The sequence below is a fragment of the Stenotrophomonas sp. DDT-1 genome (assembly GCF_001580555.1).
Classification (GTDB): Bacteria; Pseudomonadota; Gammaproteobacteria; order Xanthomonadales; family Xanthomonadaceae; genus Stenotrophomonas; species Stenotrophomonas sepilia.
Genome location: NZ_LEKR01000007.1, coordinates 45507 through 61775, shown reverse-complemented (window position 1 = coordinate 61775; position 16269 = coordinate 45507). Strand labels below are relative to the sequence as shown.

General features: G+C 61.8%; 16 protein-coding genes. 4 read left to right on the top strand and 12 right to left on the bottom strand.

The window, feature by feature from the left end; genetic code table 11:
- The first annotated feature begins 53 nt into the window (after positions 1 to 53).
- Entirely contained in the window at positions 54 to 446 is a 393-nt protein-coding gene (locus tag AB839_RS05465; RefSeq protein ID WP_061478592.1) for an XVIPCD domain-containing protein, read from the top strand.
- A 26-nt stretch (positions 447 to 472) separates the two neighbouring features.
- Here the strand turns inward: AB839_RS05465 and AB839_RS05460 are convergent, their stop codons facing one another.
- From AB839_RS05460 to AB839_RS05440, 5 genes are all read right to left on the bottom strand, one after another.
- A complete protein-coding gene (locus AB839_RS05460; protein ID WP_146256750.1) occupies positions 473 to 1345 on the bottom strand; it encodes a hypothetical protein in 873 nt (290 codons plus the stop codon).
- A gap of 12 nt (positions 1346 to 1357) precedes the next feature.
- Positions 1358 to 2503 (bottom strand): YncE family protein, encoded by a 1146-nt coding sequence (locus AB839_RS05455; protein ID WP_061478590.1) that lies wholly within the window; start codon positions 2501 to 2503, stop codon positions 1358 to 1360.
- A 185-nt stretch (positions 2504 to 2688) separates the two neighbouring features.
- The gene (locus tag AB839_RS05450; RefSeq protein ID WP_061478589.1) at positions 2689 to 3702 is read right to left on the bottom strand and encodes an XVIPCD domain-containing protein; all 1014 of its coding nucleotides are present in this window, start codon (positions 3700 to 3702) and stop codon (positions 2689 to 2691) included.
- Between the two features lie 2 nt (positions 3703 to 3704).
- Complete coding sequence (locus AB839_RS05445) at positions 3705 to 4340, bottom strand: hypothetical protein (RefSeq protein WP_061478588.1); 636 nt, start codon at positions 4338 to 4340, stop codon at positions 3705 to 3707.
- Entirely contained in the window at positions 4337 to 5263 is a 927-nt protein-coding gene (locus tag AB839_RS05440; protein WP_061478587.1) for an XVIPCD domain-containing protein, read from the bottom strand. The genes AB839_RS05445 and AB839_RS05440 overlap by 4 nt, the downstream gene beginning before the upstream one ends.
- Positions 5264 to 5479: 216 nt before the next feature.
- Between AB839_RS05440 and AB839_RS05435 the strand changes: the two genes are divergently transcribed.
- The gene (locus AB839_RS05435; protein ID WP_061478586.1) at positions 5480 to 6349 is read left to right on the top strand and encodes a hypothetical protein; all 870 of its coding nucleotides are present in this window, start codon (positions 5480 to 5482) and stop codon (positions 6347 to 6349) included.
- 236 nt (positions 6350 to 6585) lie between these two features.
- Here AB839_RS05435 and AB839_RS05430 read toward each other — a convergent pair whose 3' ends face one another.
- The 7 genes from AB839_RS05430 to AB839_RS05400 all read right to left on the bottom strand — a co-directional run bounded on the left by AB839_RS05430 (position 6586) and on the right by AB839_RS05400 (position 14748).
- Positions 6586 to 7194 carry a hypothetical protein gene (locus AB839_RS05430; protein WP_156476618.1) on the bottom strand — a complete coding sequence of 203 codons (609 nt, stop codon included), beginning with the start codon at positions 7192 to 7194 and terminating at the stop codon, positions 6586 to 6588.
- A 73-nt stretch (positions 7195 to 7267) separates the two neighbouring features.
- Positions 7268 to 10687, bottom strand: coding sequence for an XVIPCD domain-containing protein (locus tag AB839_RS05425; protein ID WP_156476617.1), 3420 nt, complete (start codon positions 10685 to 10687; stop codon positions 7268 to 7270).
- Positions 10688 to 10725: 38 nt separating this feature from the next.
- Entirely contained in the window at positions 10726 to 11355 is a 630-nt protein-coding gene (locus AB839_RS05420; RefSeq protein WP_061478583.1) for a DUF1629 domain-containing protein, read from the bottom strand.
- A 270-nt stretch (positions 11356 to 11625) separates the two neighbouring features.
- Complete coding sequence (locus AB839_RS05415; RefSeq protein ID WP_061478582.1) at positions 11626 to 12258, bottom strand: DUF1629 domain-containing protein; 633 nt, start codon at positions 12256 to 12258, stop codon at positions 11626 to 11628.
- 373 nt (positions 12259 to 12631) lie between these two features.
- On the bottom strand, positions 12632 to 13276 hold the full coding sequence (locus AB839_RS05410; RefSeq protein ID WP_061478581.1) for a DUF1629 domain-containing protein: 645 nt from the start codon (positions 13274 to 13276) through the stop codon (positions 12632 to 12634).
- Positions 13277 to 13363: 87 nt separating this feature from the next.
- Positions 13364 to 14005 carry a DUF1629 domain-containing protein gene (locus tag AB839_RS05405; protein WP_061478650.1) on the bottom strand — a complete coding sequence of 214 codons (642 nt, stop codon included), beginning with the start codon at positions 14003 to 14005 and terminating at the stop codon, positions 13364 to 13366.
- A gap of 98 nt (positions 14006 to 14103) precedes the next feature.
- Positions 14104 to 14748 carry a DUF1629 domain-containing protein gene (locus AB839_RS05400; RefSeq protein WP_061478580.1) on the bottom strand — a complete coding sequence of 215 codons (645 nt, stop codon included), beginning with the start codon at positions 14746 to 14748 and terminating at the stop codon, positions 14104 to 14106.
- Positions 14749 to 14918: 170 nt separating this feature from the next.
- Here AB839_RS05400 and AB839_RS05395 point away from each other — a divergent pair, with 170 nt between their 5' ends.
- Entirely contained in the window at positions 14919 to 15134 is a 216-nt protein-coding gene (locus tag AB839_RS05395) for a hypothetical protein (RefSeq protein ID WP_061478579.1), read from the top strand.
- Positions 15135 to 15621: 487 nt separating this feature from the next.
- Positions 15622 to 15990 (top strand): hypothetical protein, encoded by a 369-nt coding sequence (locus AB839_RS05390; RefSeq protein ID WP_010484179.1) that lies wholly within the window; start codon positions 15622 to 15624, stop codon positions 15988 to 15990.
- The last annotated feature ends 279 nt before the right edge of the window (positions 15991 to 16269 follow it).

The following is a 16269-nucleotide window of genomic DNA, read 5'->3' as shown; positions in this document are numbered from 1 at the left end:
CCGGATCTATACTGGCGGGGTTCACCCCGACCCACCGCTACCGTTCGATCGCCATGGCAGAGATCACCCCCAACCACCCCGACTACGGCCTCAACCAGCAGGTCCGCCAGGGCGTGGCCGCACTGGACGCCCAGCATGGACGTCCGTTCGACCAGACCAGCGAACGCCTGACCGCCAGCCTGACCGTGCTCGCCCGCGAACAGGGCCTGCAGCAGGTCGACCACGTGCTGGTCAGCAACGCCACGGCCCAGCACCCGGCCGGGCACAACATCTTCGTGGTGCAGGGCGACCCGGCCAATCCGGCGCACCTGCGCGCGATGATGCCGACGGCCGTGGCGGCGCAGACGCCGGTGGAGCAGTCGATGCAGAAGTTGGGGTTGGGTGTGCAGCAGCAGGTTGAGGCGCAGGCGCAGGAAATGCAGAACCCCGCGCCGCGGCTGGGGTGATGCTTCTCTGAAGCTATCTTCACGATTTACGGCATTTTCCAGTAATGGACCTCAATAGAGATAGCGCCGCCCGGCTGACGTCTCGCCACAGAGTAAACACCGTTGGCGTGCATCAGCGTGCGATCGTCGGCGGGCAAGCCCGGATACTTGTCGGCTGCTTGATAATCGCCATAGTACGCAATCCAAAGCCCTACCCACTCAAGCTCTGGTTGAAAATCCCTCAACTGTTGACTTGAGACAAGAAGCCCGCCGAACAACCCAACTACGCCCAGAAGCCGTGCCAATGCGATGTTCTTCTTCCCTTCCAATCTATTCTTTACACGCCGGCCGACAGAAGGGATCAGCATCGCCAGAAGTGGCACTCCGAGCGCCACCAATCCCAACGTGATTTGCCAGACAACGGTCGCCAAGCCTACAAGCAACATTGCCAGCGTCAGCCAAACAAATATGTAAAGCGGAAGCGCTAGTGCTCCGGTAGCCATGACGAAATCCTGCCCCGGAAGACCGGTTGCGCTGGTCATGATGTTTCGCGCGATCATGGCCGCCCCAAGAATAACCCCCAAGTGCAGCATCAGCATTAGCCTGCGCACATAGCCATACCTCCATGCCCCCTGAAAAATTGGGATAAGCCAGGTCATCAACCCCAGCGCCATCAATGTATAGCCAAGGACAAGAGCAGCCTGGCAGCTGTACTGATTCCCGGTTCTTACCACCTCAAAAATCCACACCGCCAGCAGTGATACTCCGAGCAGGTAGAATTTTTTCTCCAAATCCAGCGCTCTGAGGCGATCAACAGTGCGCGCAAGAATTTCCATGTTTTCCGAACTCAGTAGGAGCGGCCAGCATTCTGCAGGTTCATCAATTTGTTGACCACTGTGGATCAAGTCCACAGTGGTCACTCGTTCGACTCCTTACAACTGGATGCGCGCCACGCTCTCGTCAGCGCCCTTGTCATCCTTATCGCCGTTCTTGATGCTCACGAACAGCACGTTGTTCTTCGCATCCAGCGCCAGGCTGTTCGGGTGGGTCGGCACCGTGTAGGTGGCCACCTTCTGGTAGCTGTCACTGTTGTATGCGGTCACCGTACCGGCTTCGCGGTTGGTCACGTACAGGCGCTTGCGCGGTGCATCCAGCAGGATACCCAGCGGGCCGGCATCGGTCGGGATGCTGGCCAGTTCCTTGCCGGTGCCGCGGTCGAGCACCAGTACGCGCTGGCCCGGGTGCTTGCTGACCAGGCCGCTGCTCTTGGCCTGATAGCCACGCAGGAATTCCGAGCCCTGATCGGTCACGAACAGGCGCTTGCCCGCCGGGTCCAGCGCGATGTTCATCGGCTGCTCGGCGGCGATCCTGTGCTGCGCCACCACCTTGTTCGAATCGGTCCCCACCACCACCAGGTCGGCCAGCAGGTTGCTGGTGTACACGCGCTTGTTGGCCGTATCCAGTGCGAGGCCCGGTGCCTTGGCATTGCCCAGGCCGTCGATGGTGTTGACCACCTTCAGCGTGGTGGTATCGATCACGAACAGCACGCTGCTCACGTCCGGCTGGCTGCTGTGGCCGGTCACGTACAGGCGGTTGGCCGCGCTGTCGACCACCAGCTCGCGCAGGTCGTGGGTGTAGGCGGCCTTGCCGTCCTTGCCGGCTTTCTTCTCCATCAGCTGGATGGTGCCGACGGCCTTGTTCTGCGCGGTGTCGACCACGGTCACCGACAGGTCCACGGTGTTGCCCACGTACAGGCGGTCGTGGGCGTCATCCAGCACCACGCCGAACGCCTTGCGCTCCAGCGGGATGCGGGTTTCCACGGCCAGCGTGGCCGGGTTCAGGCGCAGCACCTGGGCCGGGCCGGCGTCATCACCGAAGCCACCGGACGAGGCGACGAAGACTGCGTTCTGCTTCGGGCTGTAGGCCAGCTCGTACAGGCCCTTGGCCACGGCCTTGCGCTGCACGGCGGTGGTGGCGCTGGCGGCGGGCGCGTTGTCGGCGAACGCGGAGGGCACGCCGAGGCTGAGCGAAACGGCAACGGCCAGCGCGGCCGAGCGGAAGAGAGGATTACGGAACATGCGAGCGTCCTTGAATGGGCACGGGAAGGTGTCCTGGCTCGCTGGGCCGTACTGCGACGGCCCGCCCCACATCTGTCTGCGCGGGGTGGGCTGGCTGGGGTTGCGGGGGAATGGTAGCAGGTGGGGGGCGTGGCGTGCGCCGGCGCGGGCATGGCCGACGCTCGACCTCGATGCTGCGCCCGCCGCTATGCCATCCGTGGACCGTGGCTCTGCTGAAGCTGCTGCTCCTCCTGCAGGCGCTGCGCGTCTCGCTGCGGCTCGTTCTGCTGCAACTGCGCGACGCGATCGAACGAGGCCTCCACAGGTGCCTGCGCAGCCAACTCCGCCGGCATGCTGGCGCGCTGGTGTGCCGGGTCACTGCGGTCCCCCTGCACGATGAACAGCTTCGGTGCGGTATCACCGCGCTGCTCGCCCAGCACCACCTCGTCCACGCGCGAGAACTGCTGCTCCTTCGACAGCGCGAGCAGGCTGGCGCTGACATTGCCGTTGCGTGCACCGAAAGCGCCGAGGTCGGCCACCTGCTGGTGGATCTGGTTGAGGCGGGCATGATCGTCGTGCGCCGGGTCTGCGGGCGTGCCGCTTGCCGCGAGGGTGCTGTTGCCGCGCCACTGCTCGCCGTTCTCGGTGAACATCCACTCGCGGAAGGTCTGCTTCGGCATCGGGTTCCACTGCACCTTGTCCAGCTCGCTGCCCTTCACCTGCTGCGGAATGGCGTTGACCGCGCGGATGTTGTCCAGGACCCTGGTAGCGCCCTCGTAGTTGGTGATCTCCCCGGCCAGCCCGACCGGGCGCAGCCCAGCGTGGTTCAGGGCACCCCATGCGAAATCGGTGCACGCGTTGGAGAAGAAGTCGTATTCCATGTCGAAGCCGTGCTTCTTCGGGTCCGCGGAGAACTCGAGGATGCGGTCGTACTGCGCCTTGCTGATCTCGATCGTGCGCTCGAAGCGGGGTTTGTCGTAGACCAACACATCCATGTCATCGACTTTGCCCCTGTTCGGCTCGTCCTTGGTGCCTGCGTGGGTGAAGCCAATGCTCTCCGGCAAGGGTTCACCCGAACGGCGCAGCGACAGGAACATGTGCCCCGCGAACGATGGCTCCAGCAGAAACCTGTTTCCCTCAGCATCACGGCCGTAGCGCGGCGTGCCGGGGGCCGCCAGATGAATGGTTACGCTGTAGCGTTCGGCATCGTCCTTGTGCATGTCTACTTTCCTAGTGATTGGTAGCCAACGATCAGTTCTGCTTTCAGGCCTTCCAGCCGGGGCCGATCCTCCACAAGGTCCACCCGCAGAACGTAGCGCCCGGGTGCAATGCCTCCGACCTGCGCCAACTGCAACGTGCGATAGAGCACCTCTTCAGAGTACAACCCGGCCTCGGCCAAGCTGTTGATGTCCACGCTCCCCGTCGTCAGGTCTGTTACCACGCCATCCTCCCCGATTTTCTGAGAATCGCATCCATCGCGAGTACGCTGCCAGAGCTGCACAGGACCAGGTGCACCGCCATCAATACGCTCCAGGCGCAGCCGCGTTGGCAGCCGTCCCAGCGTGATCTTCTCCGAAGCATCCAGCAGCCGTCGCCCATCGGTATCCTGCAGCCGCAACCCGATGTTCAGGATCGGAATGGCCGGCTTCTGGGACGCCGGCAAATCAAACGTGACCTCGGCAATCCGACCGGCCTTCTGCAACTGCACGGCCCGCGTGAGCGGCACAACCGTGCGCGCCTCGGCCTGTGCGCGCGTCAGCAGGGACGGCGCAACCTCAGGCGCTGGTGACGCACGGCATGCCGCCAGCGCGCCCAGCACCGCCAGTACCACCAGCCCCCGCCGAACTGGACGCGTCATTGCTCCTTCAACCGCAGCGAATCGGCCACATCGGTCTTGGCCGCCACCTCGGTGGCGATGCTGGCGCGGCGGTGCCCCGGGTCGTTGCGGTCGCCCTGCACGATGAAGATGCTCTCGGCGGCATGGCTGTTCTGGGTCGGCCGGCTGAGCAGCACGTGGTCCACGCGCGAGAGATTGTTCTGCTTGGCCAGCACCAGCAGGCTGGCGCTGATGCGCTGGCTGGCCGCATCGAACGGGCGCCCATGCGCGGCATCCAGCTCGGCCACTTTCTGGATCAGCTGCGAGAACAGGCGATGGTCCGGATGCGAAGGGTCCAGCAGCGTACCGGCCACTTCAATCGGCGTCGGCGGCGGCTCATCGCTGGCACGGTCGCCCTGGCGATGATGCTCGGCCTCGCGCTCGGGCATCGCGTGGTGGGTTTCGGCATTCAGGTCGCTGCCCGGGAACGGCGCGGCGATGCACTGGATCTCCGGCAGGTTGAACAGCACCGCGAACTCGCCCAGATTGCTGCTGCCATCCAGCGGCGCCGGCAGCGGATGCAGCCCGGCGTAGTGCAGGGCCGCCCAAACGAAGTCGCTGCAGCGGTTGATGGTGGCCGGGCGATCCACATCGAATTCGAACTCGGCGGGTTCCTCGGCGAAATCACGCAGGCAGCCGTAGTGCTCCTCGGTGATTTCCAGGGTGCGGCTGTAGTACGGGTCCAGATGCTCGTCGGCATCGTCGTGGCGCACCTGTGCGTACTGCACGCCGGTGCGGGTTTCGCCCGGTGCCAGGTGCGGTGGTGCGAAGCCATAGCTGTGCGTCTCGTCGCCCGCAGCGACCTGCAGGTACATATGGCCCCGCGGCGAGATGCCCCCACTTTTCAGCGGGGTGCCGGGCGCGGCCAGATAAAGGGTTACGGTGTAGCGTGTTGCCTGCTCCATGCCTGTTCAGCCTTGATAGGTACTGCGGTCCTGGCTGGATGATGGCATAGGTGGGATCGGGGGTAGGTGGAGGGATAGAAGGCGTCGATCACGACTTGCTGAATATGTGAGCCAGCATGCAGTAATGGGCCTTGGCGCGAGCAAGGTCCCCGCAGCGACTGGAGCTTGCCATTCCACCGTTCTATGAGTCGTTCCGATCATGCAAGGGAATCGCCCATGAGCAGAGCACCGGCTTGCCGGCTTGCCTCCTTCACCTTGGTGGCCGTGCTGAGCACCACCGCCTGCGCGAAGGCCCCATCCACGGAAAAGGCCCCGAGCGGAACCCCCATGTCCGAAACCGCAACCAGCCCACGTACGGTGAGCGGACAGACCTACACGACGCAGCCGGTAGAGGCTCGGCTTGGCCCGCACCGCTTCATGTTCCCGGCCAACCTCTACTACAACCAGACGGGCGCCCTGGCCGATGGGGGCGTCATGCTCACGGTGTTCTGGCCGGATTTCGATGCAGCGCCTCCCGGTGATCGCCCGGTGCGCAGCACGCAGGACAGCCGGCGGCAGGTACTGGTCGAGCTTAGATACATCGATCGCGTTCCCATCCAGAACTATCTGGCACGTCGGTCCAGCAGTGAGGCCACCAGCGCACCGGGATCACTGGAGCGAAGGGACCCGGTAGAGAATCTTACGCTGCGCGTTGCACAACCCGAGCGCTGGGGTCTGACGCCGTATGCGATTGACCCATCTTTGATGTCAGCTTATGCAAAGGAGTCAGAGGCTGCGCTGGGCAGGCCTTACGTGCACAACCCAGGAATGGAACCAGACTGGTATGTGGCCCGCTCGACGGCGGGCCAACTGACAACGTTCATCAGCTGCGACCCGGCAGACCGCATTCCTGACGGACTTGTAGTTCAGGGAAAGACACTTGAACGCGCCGGCGAAGGCCAGATCGCAATGTGCCGCCATTCCATCGTGGACGCGGGCGACAGCATCGCCATCGAGATGAACTATGCACGCGTCATGCTGAGCGACTGGCAGCGCCTGGAAACCAGCGTTCGTGATCTTCTGGAACGATATCGCGTTCAGCCGTGAACGATGGAGGTCCGGGCGCTCTTCATTCGGGTCGTACAGTGGCTTCAACCCGGACAGGGACCCACCGAGGGTCATCACAGCCAAAGACGCCTCTGCGCAGCTCTCCTCCATCATGAGCCTGCGTCTACGCAGTCCAGTTCGGAGAGGGAGACCGATGAATACGATCCCCGTCTATCGGCAGAATGGCGAGCTGACTTACCCGTGACACTCAGCGTACCGGCGGTGGCGAGGCTGCCTTATTTAGGCCTGCGCAAGTAAGCAACCAGCAGTTCCGGCTGGTACGGCTCAAGCTGTGGCAGAGGGGAGTGCAGTTGCACTTCAACCCGGTATCGGCCCGGCGACGGATTGCGTGCCCATGCGAAGGCCAGCTGTGCATAGTTATCATCGGGTCGTTCCAGCCCTGCATTCTGCAGCGCCAGCACGTCAACATCGTCCAGCCACGCATTTGTCACTCGACCATCAGCGGGGATGGGAATTGTTCTGGCAGGTTCCCCAATGACCCATTCCAGCCGGTGCAAGGGCACGTCCTTCCATCCACTCGATTCCAGGCGCTGCATGGAAACCTTCGCCTGGAACCCGGACGCCCGAACATCGGCCAGTGCCCAAAACGCCGCGGTGTTATCCGTGCGGTCAACGCGAATGCCGATCATGAGCGTTGGAGAGGAATTTTTGCTGGGAGCAGCCACATTGAACTCGACCGTCAATGGTGCATCCATTGACGAGGTGGGCATGGCGCGCACAAGCGGCACCAGATCCGGACGATGGGCCTCTGCTATCGAGCCTTCGTCGCGAGCCGCATCGGGCCGGCACGCGGTAGCCAGAAGAACGAGTAGTGCTGCGAGCATGCATATCCGGCGCATTCCATGTGGCGTCATCTTCAGTCCTCCGTCCAGGTCGCCAGTGCAGTGCATGCCCTACTCATCCCCCGCTCGCCGCACGAATCTGGATGTCGTGCTGCACCCGCTGGTCTTCCAGCTGCTGGTCCATCTGATTCGCCAGCGCACGCTGATGCGCTTCACGGCTGACTGCATCGAACTGCTGCAGTGATTCCTCCACCGATGTCTGCGCCGCCAGCTCGGTCGGCATCGCAGCGCGCTGGTGTGCCGGATTGCTGGGCTCGCCCTGCACCACGAACAGCGTGTGCCCAGCCGGGTGTTCGCGCGTAGCGTTGCTCACCAGCACATGGTCCACCCGCTCCAGGTCGTTGTCCTTGGCCAGTACCAGAAGGCTGGCGGTCATGCGTTCGCTGACTTCGTCGAAGCTGCGGCCGTGCTTGGCGTCCAGCGCTTCCACGCCCTCGCGGATCTGCTGATACAGCGCATGATCGGGATGGCCGGGCTGGGTGGGGTCCTGCACCACCCGGCTCGGGGCCGATGCCTCATCCGGTGCAGGTTCGGCTGGCTCAGGGCTTGGCGCAATCGTGGGCGCGGCAGGAACAGTGACAGCCGCAGTGACGGGCTGGAGGTCATCCAATGGAGTCGGTTCGGGCTCTGGCACGGTTTGTGCCGCTTCCTGCTCCAAAGGCCATGAATCGCGCGCAGGCTCAGCAGGCAGCGGCTCCTTGAAGGGCACCGGTTCCACCTCCTGCACTGCCATGTCCTGCTTTGGAGTGGGCGCAACCGCAGGCACCGGGGCGATCCGCTCCGGCTCCGATGCCTGCTCTGTGCGCTGCGCGGGCATCATCTGCGTTGCCGCATCCAGTGGCGCGGCGACATGTGGCGTCGCGCGCTCAGGTGCGGCCGGGTGCGCCTGCATCGGCCCAGCGGGCTCTGGCGTCTGTGAGGCGGTACGGTTTTCGGTGGGCGCCTCGCTGTTTGGATGGGGCTGAGGTTGGGGCTCCGCCTCACGCCGCGGCGGATCGCGCTGCTCGGCGTGCCGTTGAGGCGCGGGCTTGTCCTGTGGGGCGGGCGTAGGCGGTGGCGTGACCCTTATCGCGGGCGGCGCTGCCGCAACCGCCGCAGGCGCGATGGGTTGCGCAGTCGCCGGCTCTTCAGGCCGCACTTCCACGCTCCCATCCTGCTCGGATGGCTTGTCGCCATGTGCCACCTGCGCGGCTACTCGTGCAGCCTGCCCTGCATCCACCTGCGCAGCACCCAGCCGATTGGCTTCCTGCAGTGCCTGCCGGTACGCCTCCTGCTCACCCGCCGACAGCGCAGCAATGCGCAGCTCGGGCGAGTCGGGCAACGGCGCCTGCTCATTGGCACGCGCGCGCACCTCATTCCATGCGGCCTGCAGCTCCTGCGTGCTGGTGGTCGCGACGGCACGCGCCACGCCATCCTGACCCACCTGGTAATGGGTGATGGGCCGGGACGCGCCCGCGTTGCCCTCGGCTACAGGCCCCAGTTCCTGCAGCGTGGGACCCGTAATGCCGTGCTGCTCGCGCGTGCGTGCCGTGGCCAGGGCAATGGCCTGCTCCCACGCCGGGGTCAGCGCAACGCCCGCAGCGTAGTAGCTGTGGCGCAGCTCGTACTGGTTCACTTCCGCCGCAGATGGCAACGGTCGCGCGTCCAATGCGGCAATGGTCTGGTTGAACTGATCGAGCGACGGCTGCTGGATGGTGCGGGTCAGCTCCAATTCCAGCGCCATGTTCCCCTGCGCGATCTGGCCAGCGTGGTGCCATTGCCCTGCTTCATCGCGCTGGTAGAGCTGGTTGTCCGAGCCCTGGATGGCGTCGGGCCTGGCACGGGCCTGCTCCACCGCTTCCGGCACCAGCGGCACGAAATCACTGGCTCGTGTGGCAGCACGGGTTTCTAAATAGCTGGTGGCAATGGCGGCCTTGCCGTTGGCGATGTTGTTCTCGATGCGCTGCACCGCCTCGCGATTCAACTCGTTGGCGCGTTCGGGGCTGGCGATCTGCGTCTCGTACACACCCCGGTCGTTGGCACCGGACACGCCAATCTTGACCTGCCGCGTCCACTGTTCGGTCTGCGCATCGCGGTGCCAGTTGGGATTGTCCAGACGGCCCTCGCCGTCCTTCGCCGGAATACTGAAAGGATCCTGCGGCGGCGGTGCCTTGCCCAGCGCCAGCTCTACCGCTTTTACATGGGCGTATGCGCCCAGCTCGCGGGCCTTCTCGTAACTGGCGCCCACACTGCGCTCAGTCGCATTGCCCAGGCCATCGCCCGCGCTGTCCATGACCGCCTGGCGCTGCCAGTTGCGGCCATCGAACTGCCATGTGACATCGGCTTTGTCGGTCTGCCGGTAGATGGCGCGGTTGTCGAGCAGATCGGCACCCTTGTCGAACGCCTTGCTCATCAGCAGCGCATCGCCCGCGACAATGGCCGCAGGGACGAAGCTGGACGTGCCGATCACCGACGCGGTGGCCATGCCACCGACCCAGCCACCGCCGTTGCGCGCCAGGGCGTGGGTGAGCTCGGACTGGGCGGCGGTGCCGTTGCCCTCTTCCAGCAGCTGGGAGGTGCGACGGGCGGTGATGACAGCGTCGGCGCCGGATGCGAGCAGGCCGCCGGAGCGAATCAGTTGGCTGGTAGAGGCTTCGCCGAGGAGCATTCCCATGGTGGCAAAGCCGCGCTGCGAGACGGGCTTGTAATGGCTGGGCGATGCCTCAGCAAGATCATAGATTCCTTCTCGAGCCTTGCCGATGGCTGGTAGATCGTCCAGCAGAGTCTGTCTGACGCGAGCAGTAGTCGCATCAGACAGCGTCAATCGCCCGGCCTGCTCTGCCTCCGAAACCGCCAAACGCATCTCCATCCTGCCGGCGACTTCGCGCGCAAAGGCGTCGCGCTCGCCAGGGCCGGCGACCAAGTTCCTAGGGTTACTCTGAATCTCCTCAATGACGCGAGCAACACGCGGATCAGAATGAATGATTGCTGCCCATTCCGACTCCACTGGCCCCATTGACCGCAGCACCTTGAACTGCTCCGCGTGGTCCATACGGTATTGCGCATGACTGGATATCGTGCGGCGGTTGCTTGCATTCGCATCCTCCGCAGTCATCCCGTCGGGCGTGGTAGCAAACGCATCTCCATTGATAAGAGCAAGCTTGACCGTATCGCGAAAATCAATCACTTGCTCTGCAACAATGCGCAGCGCCGCGGAATCCTTCTTCCTTATTGCAGCAGTGCCTGCTGGACTATCCTGAATGTCATTCAGGACATAATTTATTTCTTTAGTATAGGAACTTCTCGTCCGGCCTCGATGTGGAGAAGTGTCGAGGTCCTCCGCGAGCCCACCTCCAAACGGAAGGTAGAGACGATTGAGCGACTCATCCTTAGCTAGGTATCCCGCCTCGACAAGCCTCTTGACGAGAGGATGATCCCTGAACACGACCTGCTCAAAGACATGATGACTTTGTAGAATTACGCTTTCTGCGGGCATAGGATTCCATTCCCAAGAGGGCGAAAAGTGCTGTTTAACTAGTAGCCTGCAGCGTCTTCAATCCACACGCCGCGCGGATTGATCACCGTTCCAAATCCATGCTCGATGAGCGCGTCGCGAAGCACTCTGTCACAGTAGACACGGCTGCCCGAATGGATATCCATGAACACATGCGCATCAGCCACTTCTGCTTCTTTGAAGGACAACTTGCCGCCACCGGAGAGGCTGTAGTACTTGCCGTTCCGGTAGCCATCTAGAACTCTCACGCTCGATGCATTCTCGTCAATCGCGTCCAGAATTCTTATCACCTCACACAAGTAGTGAGGCTCACCTTCTGAACCGTCCTCGAGCTGAAATGCACACTTCGCAAAGACAAAACCTTCGGCATCGATGTTCTCCATTACATCCTTTAGGGGTTGAGAAACAAGCCAATAGCCGTTGAATCCGCCTTGCAGATCCAAAGGCATATCACCAACTTGGCTATCGAAGCGAAGCTTGGGAACAACCCTCAGTGACGCAAGCCCGCCCATCTCAGAAGGCTCGCTCATATAGGTCGGCCAAGGGACTTCCTCCTCATTGTCCAATTCGACCCCATGACCACGGCCAGGTGCGCCCATATCGGGGCTAAGCACGTAGAAGCGACCTTTAGGGGGGGCAACTTTACTCATGTCGTCCTCATTCATTCTCGTTATTCACTGGTGTCAGCGAGCTCAGGCGAACATTGTTCGGAACACACAGATCGAACAGTCCGTCGTTGTCTTCACTAGCAGCCGTGGCTTTCCTTCGCTGTCCCAATCGCAGCATCGCCTTTCCTCGCTTCAGCTTTGATTGATAGGTGCGCCTCTCATGAGGCCACTAGAGAACACACCCAATCGCATTGACATTAAAGATTGGGCTCGAAACCGCAGCACTACTCAATCTTCGGAGGGCCGTCTGGCTCAACAGTTCACAACGTCTTCGAACCGAAGCCCGTTGCATGCCCTGGCGGCTACGATGCCGGCACCTTCTACCGCGCTCTTGAAAATGTGGCCACAGAAGACACCTTCGTAGTAGGGGAGCCGGAATACGTGAGCATCGCCGATGACCTCCCGCTTAAACGCCAAGCGGACGTCGCCAGTCAGATCGTAGTATTTCCCCTCTTCATAGTCGTCACTAACGATGATCTTCAGCTGGGATGCTGCCTCATCCAAGGCATCAATGGTTCTGATGACATCGCAAAGGAAATAAGGGCCACCCATTGCTCCATCAGCGAGTCGATAGTCAGTCTCCCTGAACGCAAAAGCTCCTGGGTCCACGGCCGCCATCACCTCGCGGAGACGCTCGGAAACGAGCCAATAGCCGCTCATCCCAGCTTCAAGATCCTCCGGTGGCCACCCTTCGCTTGGGTAATGCACTAGGCGCGGGGTCTCGCGCAGAGGCGGGAAGCCCCCCTGATCGGGACACAAGAGGAAATTTGGAGGCGTCTTCAGGGAAGACTCGTTCTCAAAAACGACGCCATGCCCTTTGCCGCGCCGTCGGGCATCTGGGCGCAACTCGAAGAACTCGCCCTTCTTTGGCAGATTCGAATTCATTGCTTGTCTCACCTCAGAATCATCTAAATAAGCGTGCCAAGAGCTTATCAGAGGGTGTCAGCCTTCCATGCCTTCTTCGAGTCATCCCCGCGCGCTCTCAGCCTGAAGTCCCCTCCACCGACATAGCGCACTACTGCTTCTCTCCAATTCCTCTGGCCGCTCTGAAGTACCGATGCGACCTGCCTCTTACCGCTCTGCCTTCAACTCAAGCACTGAATAGGCATGACTGCTTTCTAGAACGTTCTGCACCGGCAAGCAATCGGACAAAAATGAAATCGATCTAAAGTTCGACTACCGATCCCGTTCCATGAGACGCGCCGCAGCCGTCTTCAATTTTTACATGCGGATTATGCTTAGAATGACGCGTGCCATATCAGACATTGGCTGCGTCCTTGAACCTCAGGCCACGCATTTCACACTCACTTCCAATTCCCGCAGCGCGTATGGCATCCCGGAACATGCGATCGCAGTAGACAAGATCGCCGGAGTACGGGCTCCTGAAGACATGACTGTCCCCAATTACGTCCCTCTTGAATGCCAAGCTTGCTCCGCCACGAAGGTCGTAGAACTTCCCGCCCGGATAGCCGTCATCGACGATGACCCGGAACTTCGATGCTTCCTCATCGACGGCATCCAGCTCGCGAGCAACCTCGCACAGGTGGTACGTTGGGCCCTCTGTGCCGTCCGGAAGCACGTAATCACACTCCACGAACTCAAAGGCGACGGGATCTATTTCGGTGAAGGCCATCTTGAGGCGCTCTGATACCAACCAGTAGCCACTCATTCCTCCTTCGAGGTCCTGCGGTGGATCCCCCAGCTTTGGATCGAGCACCAGACGCGGTCTCTGCGAAAGATGAGGAAAGCCGCCTTCTTCGGGGCGGATGATCAGCCTGGGAGGCGTCAGCAGTGCGTCCTCATTCTCGATCTCAACGCCATGCCCTCTTCCCCTTCGAGTCGTGTCGGGCATCAGCAGATAGAATTCACCAGGCACAGGCTGATTACGTTTTGACGAGGGCATGTGCTTGTTTCTCTCCCAATTTTAGGCATGTACCGCACTCCGCACACTTGCAGCATAGGTCGCGAGGTTAGCGCCGGTGGGACCGACTCAGCAGTTCACCACATCTTCAAACCAGAGCCCGTTGGATCTCTCGGCCGTGACGATGCCGGCAGCTTCCACCGCATCTTTGAACGTTCGGTCGCAGAATACCCCGCCATGGAACGGCAATCTGAACACGTGAGCCGAACCCAGCACTTCGCGTTTGAACGCCAACCGGATATCACCGGTCAGGCGGTAATATTTCCCTGCCTCGTACTCATCGCTGATCACGATGTTGAGCTGGGAGGCTTCTTCATCCAAGGCGTCCAGCGTACGGACCACGTCGCAAAGGAAGTAGGTTGGTCCCTTTGAACCGTCTTCCAAGCGATAGTCGGTATCAGCGAAAACGAACGCGTCAGGGTCTATCTCTTCCATGACCTGGCGCAATCGCTCGGAGACCAGCCAGTAGCCGCTCAACCCGCCTTCCAGATCCTGTGGAGGGACGCCCTGCCGCTCCCGATAGACCAAGCGCGGGGTTTCACGCAGCGGAGGGAAGCCACCGGCTTCGGGTAAGAGGATCAGCCTGGGAGTCGCAAGCAACGCGCCCTCGTTATCAAAGACCACCCCGTGCCCCTTCCCTCTACGGGTAGCATCCGGTCGTAGCTTGAAGAACTCGTCCTTGCGCGGCTGATGGGTGGAAGCTGATCCCATGCTTGTCATCTCACGCTGTGAATGTGAATCGAAGTCGCTCGTAAGCAGTTGAAGCGAATCCAGAAGGCGCCCAAGGGTCCGATCCTCAGAGCTCTGACTCAGATCCTGGCCGCGTCGGTGAACGAGAGGCCCCGCGATACGCGCGGCCCACCGATTCCAGCGTTCCACACGGCGTCGCGGAGCTCTCTGTCGCAGAAGACGAGGTTTCCCGAGTAAGGCGTCCGGAATATTCTGGCTTGACCGATGACCTGCTTGCGGAACGCCAGACTGGCTCCGCCCCTAAGGTCGTAGAACTTCCCACCTCGATAGCCTGCGTCAGTGATGATCCGAAGTTTCGAGGCTTCTTCGTCCACCGCATCGAGCTCACGGGTTACATCACACAGGAAGTACCGCGGCCCCTTGGATCCATCGGCAAGACGGTAATCACACTCCACAAACTCGAAGCCAGCCGGATCTACAGACACAAGAGCACCGCGTAATCGTTCGGAGACCATCCAGTAGCCGCTCAGGCCCCCCTCCAGATCCTCCGGGAGGCTCCCCTTCTTTGCCGAGTAGACGAGCAACGGCTTCTCCGCCATGGACGGAAAGCCGCCCTCTTCGGGTCGCAGGATCAGGCGCGGCGGGATGCGCAGCCGCTTCGCGTTCTCGAACACAACGCCGTGCCCCTTTCCCCCACGCGTGGTATCAGGCATCAGGAGGAAGTACCTGCCAGGAACAGGCTGGTTCGACTTCGATGCTTCCATGCTCTTTCGCCTTCTTTAGCTATGATGCGCCGTAGCGAGTCTGCCCCGTTCTACCCCGACCTTGCGCCTGGTGCAATCAGATCACTGCGAGATTCCGAACCTGGTCAAGCATGCGTCCCACGTCTTGAGACGCGCTCCAGCCATCCTCCCTTTCCCCTCTGGAGGATGACATGACCAAGATCGACCCCGCATGGCTGGAAGCGTTCGACAAGGAACTTCTCTACCTGTTCGCCATCGACCACCGCGATGCTGGCACGGATGAGTACCTGCTGGGCTGCTACGCAGACCTTCCGCCGCGCGAGGCGGCACTGGCGTTCGGCAGCGACTACGACCTGGAGCGCGACGATGCGCTGTGGCCTCGGCCGGGGGTGGCGCTGCAAAGTTAAGTTGTGTCGCAATCGGCACGCTGCGCGAATGGGGCATGTGGGCTACGTGTCGCTTTTGGGATCCCGAAGAGCTACAAACCGTGCTTTTCAATGCGCATTCCGGCGATAACTTAACACCGGCCGAAACCACCGCACCGCAAGGGTTCTGCCACGCCTGCTCCATGCAACAATGCCGTAAGCGTCAGCATTTACGGCCTCTGCGGTCTACGGTTTCTTGGCATCTCGCAACCATGCGAGTACACCTTGGCATGCCACCGGAAAAGGGTGGCGCGGGGTTCGAAAGCCCGCTCAGTAACCTTGTGTTTTGCGCTTGTCAGCCGGCGTCACCTTTTGGGTGGCGCCGGCTGGCAATCCGTTCGCGTTCCATGGCGGGCGGTGCGTGGGGGTCCTCGGACCCACCGGCTTGGTTACTGTCCGGCTTTCGAACCACGCACCGTCCGCCGCCTCTATCGGTGGCGTTGCTATCTGTCCTGTACGGAGCATTGCCATGAACACATCGGACTTCCGTTCCCTGCACGCGCAGTACGATCCGGACAACGCCGAACCCGAGCGCGAACCGTCCGTCGATCCCAACGCCTTCGTCGCCACGCTGCATCGCATCGGAACCGGTGCGGCTGCGGACGGCCAGCCTTGGCCGGAGCGGCATCAACTGCCTGGGCGTTGCCTTCAGCTGGCGGATGCGGATTGCGCGCTGGCGGGGCTGCGCGTGGTGGCGGAGCTGATGTTGGCTGCGGAGCGCACCCGGCAGAACGGTGCGCCCGAGGAATACCTGGGGGATCGGGTGATGGAAGGGTTGAAGATGGCTTGTGTGGCGTTGACTGCGCAGGTGACTGAGCGGTTGCAGGTGCGGGAGTAGCGCGGGCAACTCACAGCGCCAATCGCAATTGGGGAGCGCCGCTGATAGAGCATTGTGAGCGTCGGCGCTCATCCGTCCGTCATCGATCTGCGGGACTTCCAATGAAGTCAGAGAGATTCGCCATAGGGCTCGTTTTAGCGTGAATGCTCACAGTTCCTTTCGCATCCCACGCGCCCACAACAGCGCTTGAACTTCGCACTTACAAGAAGGTCCCCAGTGCTGAATTGGCAGATATGCGCGAGAGAGCGTTGCATCTGGCTGCAAAGATCTCGGCGCTAG

Bases quoted from the DNA above. Each gene is read 5' to 3' on its own strand.
- AB839_RS05405 (WP_061478650.1), bottom strand. From the start codon at position 14,005: ATGGGATCAGCTTCCACCCATCAGCCGCGCAAGGACGAGTTCTTCAAG.
- AB839_RS05455 (WP_061478590.1), bottom strand. From the start codon at position 2,503: ATGTTCCGTAATCCTCTCTTCCGCTCGGCCGCGCTGGCCGTTGCCGTT.
- AB839_RS05400 (WP_061478580.1), bottom strand. From the start codon at position 14,748: ATGGAAGCATCGAAGTCGAACCAGCCTGTTCCTGGCAGGTACTTCCTC.
- AB839_RS05410 (WP_061478581.1), bottom strand. From the start codon at position 13,276: ATGCCCTCGTCAAAACGTAATCAGCCTGTGCCTGGTGAATTCTATCTG.
- AB839_RS05445 (WP_061478588.1), bottom strand. From the start codon at position 4,340: ATGACGCGTCCAGTTCGGCGGGGGCTGGTGGTACTGGCGGTGCTGGGC.
- AB839_RS05395 (WP_061478579.1), top strand. From the start codon at position 14,919: ATGACCAAGATCGACCCCGCATGGCTGGAAGCGTTCGACAAGGAACTT.
- AB839_RS05465 (WP_061478592.1), top strand. From the start codon at position 54: ATGGCAGAGATCACCCCCAACCACCCCGACTACGGCCTCAACCAGCAG.
- AB839_RS05420 (WP_061478583.1), bottom strand. From the start codon at position 11,355: ATGAGTAAAGTTGCCCCCCCTAAAGGTCGCTTCTACGTGCTTAGCCCC.
- AB839_RS05435 (WP_061478586.1), top strand. From the start codon at position 5,480: ATGAGCAGAGCACCGGCTTGCCGGCTTGCCTCCTTCACCTTGGTGGCC.
- AB839_RS05425 (WP_156476617.1), bottom strand. From the start codon at position 10,687: ATGCCCGCAGAAAGCGTAATTCTACAAAGTCATCATGTCTTTGAGCAG.
- AB839_RS05440 (WP_061478587.1), bottom strand. From the start codon at position 5,263: ATGGAGCAGGCAACACGCTACACCGTAACCCTTTATCTGGCCGCGCCC.
- AB839_RS05390 (WP_010484179.1), top strand. From the start codon at position 15,622: ATGAACACATCGGACTTCCGTTCCCTGCACGCGCAGTACGATCCGGAC.
- AB839_RS05430 (WP_156476618.1), bottom strand. From the start codon at position 7,194: ATGCTCGCAGCACTACTCGTTCTTCTGGCTACCGCGTGCCGGCCCGAT.
- AB839_RS05415 (WP_061478582.1), bottom strand. From the start codon at position 12,258: ATGAATTCGAATCTGCCAAAGAAGGGCGAGTTCTTCGAGTTGCGCCCA.
- AB839_RS05450 (WP_061478589.1), bottom strand. From the start codon at position 3,702: ATGCACAAGGACGATGCCGAACGCTACAGCGTAACCATTCATCTGGCG.